The following is a 6,324-nucleotide window of genomic DNA, read 5'->3' on the forward strand; positions in this document are numbered from 1 at the left end:
GCGCAGCAGGCACACGAACCGGTCGGTGTAGAGCGTGCGCCGGTAGAAGCCGGGCGGCGTGCCGTCGACCTGGCCGACCGCGAAATCGATTTCACCGTTCTCCAGGCGCTTGAGCGACCCGGCCAGCAGCGAGTGGATGACGATGTCGAGATTCGGAGCCCGGGATCGGAGGCGGGGCAGCAGCCGCGGCAGCAGCACCAGCGTCTGGTGCTCCGGCATCGCCACGGTGATCTTCGACTTGATGTCTTCGGGACTGAAACTGCGGGCGGCGAGGATCTCGCGGACCAACCCGAGCGCCGAGGGCAGCTTCGCCAGCAGCTGTTCGCCACGGGTCGTCAGCGCCAGCCCGGTGGAGGTGCGCACCAGCAATTCGTCGTCGAACATCCCGCGCAGCCGGGCCAGCGCCCGGCTCATCGCCGGCTGGCTCAACCCGACACGTTGCCCGGCATAGGTCACGTTACGCTGTTCCAGCAGCGCCTCGAGCGCCACCAGCAGGTTCAGGTCGACCGAGGCGAGGTTCGTCTGGCGAGCACCGGATGCCCTTGCGCCCGCATCCAGCATCGCCGGCCCGGTCGTCACGACCCCGCCCTCGCTTCGGGCGGCCGCGGCAAGCCGGCACGGCCATGCCGATGCGACGTCATTCCCATGTCAGCGCACATGCCTTCCTCCGTGGTTGCAAATTGCAGGGCCGGCCTTGGTGCCGGGAGGACCGCCGGGTGAAGGACGGGATGCTGACCAGCGGCGGCCGGGGGCCCGGCATCTGCCACGGGACCACGCTTTGCAACCCTTCGCGCAGTCGGCGATCCGTGGAAAACCAGGTCTTTGCGGAAAGGCTGTCGACGGTCAGCAGGACCCTTGTGGACCAGCCGTCGCTTCACCGAATGAAGATTATACCCTTATGCATATTCACTGTAGATTACGGTCTGATGCCCAGGGCAGTCGGGACCACGGAAAGATTGGGAAAGATCCCGAGACAGAAAAACGCCAGCATGAGCATCACACACTCAAATATCCGCGTCGCCCCATCAACGGTGAGTGACATGACATTCCTCCCTCGGACGAGCGCCTCCGCGCTGCCACGTCGCCTGGGACTGCACCGCCGGGCACCGGCAGATCACAGCCCTTCATCGATGGGTTTTCCGTCCGTTGGCAATACTATTGCGACCGATTCGGCACTGGATCAAACGATTAAGGCACATAAGAGCGCCAACTTTTGCCGGAAAATTCAAAACACCCGTTGTATCAAGGCAATTTCCCGTTCACTGATGCCTCGTTCGGACCCCGAGAGGGTAGGAGCCGCATCGATGAAGAAGACCCACACCACCGGCACCCGGGACGCTCCTGAACGGGCGAAGCCGGCCCGGGCGGTGGGACGGCCGCGCACGATCGACGCGGCCCATGCCAGCCTGGCGCAACTGCTGACCCTGATCCGCACCGGCCGCGCGACCACACGACTCGATCTCGAGCACGAGGCGGAGCTGGGCCGCGCCGTGATCGCCGACCGGCTCGCCATCCTGGCGGCGCTTGGGCTGGTCGAAGAGGGCGACCTCGGCCCGCCCGGCCGTGGCCGTGCGCCCCGCCATCTGCGGTTCCGCAGCGACGCCGACGGCGATGGCGGACCTGACCGGCCGGCTGCTGGTCGAACATCATGAGGCGGCGGATCTCGGCATCGGCCCGGCCGCCATTCTCGACCGCCTGACCACGCTGCTGCTGTGGCTGATGGAAGATCGCGGCGGCAAGCCGGCGATCTGGGGGCTCGGCCTGGCACTTCCGGGCCCGGTCGGGACAGGCGGCGTCGAGGCCGAAGCGCCGCTGCCGCTCGAAACGCTGGAGGACTGGGCCAGTCTCGACCTCGTGTCCGAGATGGTGCTGCGGTTCGGCGCCCCGGCCTGGGTCCAGAGCCGCACACAGATGATGACGATGGGCGAGCTGAGATCCGGCACCGGCGCCCCCGACATGCTGTACGTCAATCTCGGCCACACCATCACCGCCGGCGTCGTGTCCGCAGGCAGGCTGCACCGTGGCGCCCAGGGCGCGGCCGGCATGATCGGCCATGCCCCGACCGGCGAGGACGGCGCGATCACCTGCCGCTGCGGCAGCCGCGGCTGCCTGGAGGCGATGGCCGGCGGCGACGCCATCGCCCGCAGCGGGCTGGCGGCGGCGCAGGACGGCCGCAGCCGCGATCTCGCCGATGCGCTGACCCGCAGCGGCGAAGTCACGGCGGCCGATGTCGGGCATGGAGCCCAGCTCGGCGACAGCTTCTGCGCCGAGCTGATGGTCCGCTGCGGCCGGCTGGTCGGCGAAAGCCTGGCGCCCCTGGTCAATCTGCTGAATCCATCGCTGGTCCTCCTCGGCGGCGACGTCAGTCCGTCCGGCGATATCCTGCTGGCCGCGATCCGCGAGGCGATCTACCGCCAGTCGCATCCGCTGGTCACACGGGATCTGCGGATCGTGCGGTCGCAGCTGGGCGGCTCCTCCGGCCTGGTCGGCGCCGCCCAGGTGGCGGCCGACGAGCTGTTTGCGGCCGAGATGCTGCAGGGCTGGGTCACCCTGGGCACGCCACGCCGCCTGCCCCACCTGACGGCCCTGGTCCATGCGGCCCGGTCGCGGAGCCGCGCGGTTGCCGTGGCGCGACCGCCCGCACCGCGATGAGACAGCGACGAGACGACGCCCTTCCGACCGGAGGCACGACAATTGGGACGCAGGTGGAAGCATGGTGATCACGGGCCTGGGGCCGCATGGCGAGCGGGCAGTGCCGGCCGACCGGATCGTGATGTCGGAGGCGGAGGCTGCGGCCGCGCGCGCCGGCCGGTTTTCCGTCGCCGTGGTCCTGCACACGATGGCCAGCGACTGGTCGAGCCAGGAACTGGCCGGCATGGTCAGCGTGCTCGGCTCCTATTCCGCCGCGGTGGTCGAGGTGGTCGACTGTGGCTTCGACATGGAGGTGCAGAGCCGCGAGCTGAAGCGCCTGGCGCAGGAACCGGTCGATGCGGTGATCAGCATCCCGATCGGCAACGCCGCCGTGGCCGATGCGCATCTGTCGATCTCACGGGCCGGCAAGACGCTGGTGCTGCTGGACAATGCACCGACGGGCCTGTTGCCGGGCATCGACTATGCCTGCGTGGTCTCGACCGACAATTTCGGCCTCGGCACCATCGCCGCCGAACTGCTGTCGCCACACCTGCGAGAGGAGGCCGTGGCCGGCATCATCAACTACGGCGTCGATTTCTTCGCCACCCATGAACGCGAGATCGCGTTCCGCAAATGGATGCAGCTGCAGCGGCCCGACGTCACCCTGGTCCGCGGCCGGTTCCAGACGATCGAGACGGCCGGCGCGGCCTTCGAGCAATTGCTCTCCGAGAACAACGACCTGGAGGGGCTGTTCGTCACCTGGGATGAGCCGGCGATCAGGGTCATCTCGGCGGTGCGGGCGCGCGGGCTCGACCTGCCCATCACCACCGTCGACCTCGGCACCACCGCCGCCACGGAGCTCAGCGATGGCGGCCTGATCAAGGGCATCGCCTCGCAGCGCCCCTATGAACAGGGCGTGGCCGCCGGCGTCGTGACCCTGCTGGCCCTGATCGGCCGCTTCCTGCCGCCCTGGATCGCGCTGCCCGGCCTCGCGGTGACGGACCAGACCGTGATCGAGGCCTATCAGATGGTCTGGCACGCCCCCGCGCCGCCAGCCCTTCTGAATGCGCGGAAGTGGAACACGGCGCGACAGGCGACATCCTAGCCGACGCCGCGGCCCGGCTGCCGCCGCCGGCCCGTCACGATTTCGCCGCCGAGCGGGTGCAGCATCGGGTCTGTCGGCGTGGCCGGCAATCTGATACTGGACGGTGATCGGGCACGGCCGGGCGCAGGCCGAGGGAGGGATGATGGTTGGACGTGGTTGGTTGCTCCCCATGGTGCTGCTGCTGGGCGGCCTGGGCATCCAGTCGGCGCAGGCGAGCGGCGATTTCGGCTGTTCGGCCACCTGGTCGCTGAAGCGGGACCAGCTGGACGGCTGCAACAACATGCCCTTCCTGAGCCCGGCCAATGACAGCCGGGTCAATCTGCGCCTGCTGCTGGCGGACCAGGGCCTGGCGGCGCTGCCGGCCAAGCCGGGCCCCGATGCCGATGAGGATACCGGCTACGGCCTGGTGCCGTTCTCGCTGGATTCGCTGTCCAGCGTGGCCGACGCCACGGCGACGGACACCGGCACGAACGCCACCGGCGACGGCACCGCCGTGGTCGAGACCCCGGCCGGGACGACGCCGCCCGACCCCGATGCCGCCGCGCTGGCCGACCTGGCCAAGCAGATCGGCGTGACCCCGGATGCGGCCCAGCCGGCCTCCGGCGACGGGTCGTCCGATTCCTCCACCGTGTTCGCCAGCGGCGAAGGCAGCCGCTGCGCCAGCAATTCGAACAAGACCGCCCGGGTGTTCCTGGAACAGCTGGTCCACAGCACCGACCTGCCAGACGCGGAGCGCCAGGCGCTGGCCCGCAGCCGGATGGCGCTGTTGGGGTCCTGCACCTGGGACCAGGTGCAGCAGGCCGCGCTGCAGCCGGCGGGCATCCAGTCACCGCTGGGCAAGCAGTATGCGGGCTATCTGCAGGGCGTGATCGGCTTCTATGCCGGCGACTTCCCGGCCGCCACCCGCGCCTTCGGCGCACTGGCCGACAGCAGCCAGCCCTGGCTGAAGGAAACCGCCGGCTACATGGCGGCCCGCACCCTGCTGAACCAGGCCCAGGCGAACGCCTTCGACGATATGGGCTATGCGAAGCTGGAGAATGTCGACAAGCCGACGCTGGAGGCGGCGGAAAAGGCGTTCGACACCTATCTGCAGGCCTATCCCACCGGCCTCTACGCCGCGTCGGCCCAGGGGCTGCTGCGCCGGGTCTACTGGCTGGGCGGCGACCAGCAGAAGCTGGCGGCCGAATACGCCAAGCTGCTGGCCAAGCCGGGCGACGACGATCTGGACGGGCTGGTTCAGGAAACTGACAACAAGCTGCTGGTGTCGCAGCACAGCGCCGACGTCACCGACCCCAGGCTGCTGGCGGTGATGGATCTGATGTGGATGCGCAACCAGGGCACCACCGGTGACGGCGGCCCGGCCGTCAGCCTGGCGACGCTGCAGCAGGACAAGGCGCGGTTCATCAGCCAGCCGGCGCTCTACGGCTATCTCGTCGCCGCCTATCATTTCTATGTCGAGCAGGACCCCGACAAGACGCTGCAGGCGCTGACGGATGCGGTGCCGACGACGGCGCCGAACTATCTCGAATTCAGCCGGCAGACCCTGCGCGGCTTCGCACTGGAGCAGAAGAACGACTGGGCCGGCGCGCAACAGCTGTGGCTGCAGCTGATCCCGCTGGCGCAGCAGCCGCTGCAGCGGGCGCAGCTGGAGCTGGCGCTGGCCATGAATTATGAGCGCAGCGGCAAGCTGGCGACGGTCTTCGCCCCGGATTCGCCGATCAAGACGCCGGAGATTCGCGAGATCCTGCTGCGCTTCCTGGCGGGGCAGGACCTGCTGCGCCAGCAGGCCAAGGCCGCCGGTGTCGACCCGACGGAGCAGGACACCGCCCTGTACACCCTGCTGTACAAGGATCTGAGCCGCGGCGACTACCGCGACTTCGGCACCGATTTGGCGCTGCTGCCGGCGCCGAAGCCGGACCAGCCGGCCCCCGACCAAGCCCCCGACCAGGCCAACGCGGACGGTCCGTCGCTGAGCCTGTTCCAGTGGGACGGCAGCGCCGCCGAGTCCCACTACACCTGCCCGTCGATCAAGGACATCGCGGCGACGCTGAAGCAGAACGCCGCCAGCCCGCAGGGGCTGAACTGCCTGGGCGAGTTCATCCTGCGCAACGATTTGGATTCGTACTTCCTGGACCGCCCGCCGCAGGCGGAAGAGCTGGGTGGCACCCCCAGCCAATTCCCCGGCGCGGTCTATTCGCGGCTGGACGGGTACATGAAGGTGATGGCCGACACCAAGGCCGCGCGCAACGACCGGGCCTATGCCCTGTACCGGGCGATCAACTGCTTCGCCCCGGCCCAGTACAACACCTGCGGCCCGCAGGACATCCCGCCGGACCAGCGCAAGCAGTGGTTCCAGACGCTGAAGTCGCGCTATGGCAGCACGGTCTGGGCACAGTCGCTGAAATACTACTGGTAACGGCGGGCCGGGCGCCGGCGGTGCTACGGCCGCTGCTGGCGGCGCTGGCCCTGGTGGCCGCAGCACTGGCGCCGGGGCCGGCCGCCGCCACCGCCGTCGACGCCGCGGCGCATGACGCCTTCTGGCTGTGGGCCGGGGTGGTGCCGCAGCCGGTGCTGGCCCAGGCGCGGAC

5 protein-coding genes are annotated in these 6,324 nt (G+C 69.2%); 4 read left to right on the plus strand and 1 reads right to left on the minus strand.

From position 1 onward, the window contains the following. On the minus strand, positions 1-579 hold a 579-nt coding region (locus tag AC3XYG_RS05665), incomplete at its 3' end, for a LysR family transcriptional regulator (RefSeq protein WP_489138839.1). A 725-nt stretch (positions 580-1,304) separates the two neighbouring features. Here AC3XYG_RS05665 and AC3XYG_RS05670 point away from each other — a divergent pair. The 4 genes from AC3XYG_RS05670 (at position 1,305) to AC3XYG_RS05685 (ending at position 6,152) form a co-directional block, all read left to right on the plus strand. Beyond that, entirely contained in the window at positions 1,305-1,652 is a 348-nt protein-coding gene (locus AC3XYG_RS05670; RefSeq protein ID WP_489138840.1) for a hypothetical protein, read from the plus strand. Continuing rightward, positions 1,612-2,652, plus strand: coding sequence for an ROK family protein (locus AC3XYG_RS05675; protein ID WP_489138841.1), 1,041 nt, complete (start codon positions 1,612-1,614; stop codon positions 2,650-2,652). The genes AC3XYG_RS05670 and AC3XYG_RS05675 overlap by 41 nt, the downstream gene beginning before the upstream one ends. A gap of 61 nt (positions 2,653-2,713) precedes the next feature. Continuing rightward, positions 2,714-3,736, plus strand: a complete 1,023-nt coding sequence (locus AC3XYG_RS05680) for a substrate-binding domain-containing protein (protein ID WP_489138842.1) — start codon at positions 2,714-2,716, stop codon at positions 3,734-3,736. A 169-nt stretch (positions 3,737-3,905) separates the two neighbouring features. After that, the gene (locus tag AC3XYG_RS05685; protein WP_489138843.1) at positions 3,906-6,152 is read left to right on the plus strand and encodes a PA5441 family protein; all 2,247 of its coding nucleotides are present in this window, start codon (positions 3,906-3,908) and stop codon (positions 6,150-6,152) included. The last annotated feature ends 172 nt before the right edge of the window (positions 6,153-6,324 follow it).

Source organism: Inquilinus sp. (assembly GCF_057815775.1).